At 67.5% G+C, this 510-nt stretch carries 1 protein-coding gene; it reads right to left on the bottom strand.

All coding sequences use genetic code 11. The features are described 5' to 3' along the window. The coding region (locus tag ACJA3G_RS38485) for a leucine-rich repeat domain-containing protein (RefSeq protein WP_406557601.1) at positions 1-472 on the bottom strand (472 nt) is incomplete at its 3' end. Positions 473-510: the final 38 nt, after the last annotated feature.

Here is a 510-nt window from a genome sequence, read left to right as displayed (position 1 = left end):
GGGGTGTCAGATCCCGCACCGCCGAGCACCGGCTCAGCACCAGATGCTTGAGCCGGGGGAGGGACGCGAGCGGGGTGAGATCCGTGAGATCCATGCTGCCGTAGACGAAGACGTTCTCCGCTTCCCGGACCTCGGTCAGTGGGGTGAGATCGATGTGGTTGCCCGACACCTGGACGCTACGGGCGCTGGGGGTCAGTCGCAGGGCGAGCATCTGCTCCCAGGTCGTGGCGGTCAGCGTGGCCTTGTCCCAGGTCCCCGCCAGGGGTGTCAGATCCCGCACCGCCGAGCACCGGCTCAGCACCAGATGCTTGAGCCGGGGGAGGGACGCGAGCGGGGTGAGATCCGTGAGATCCATGCTGCCGTAGACGAAGACGTTCTCCGCTTCCCGGACCTCGGTCAGTGGGGTGAGATCGATGTGGTTGCCCGACACCTGGACGCTACGGGCGCTGGGGGTCAGTCGCAGGGCGAGCATCTGCTCCCAGGTAGGTCGTGGCGGTCAGCGTGGCCTTG

Origin of the sequence: Streptomyces sp. YS-3 (genome assembly GCF_045257485.1) — a bacterium.
Lineage (GTDB): Bacteria > Actinomycetota > Actinomycetes > Streptomycetales > Streptomycetaceae > Streptomyces.
The sequence above is the reverse complement of the archived record's forward strand: the minus strand, read 5'-3'. Positions and strand labels throughout refer to the sequence as shown.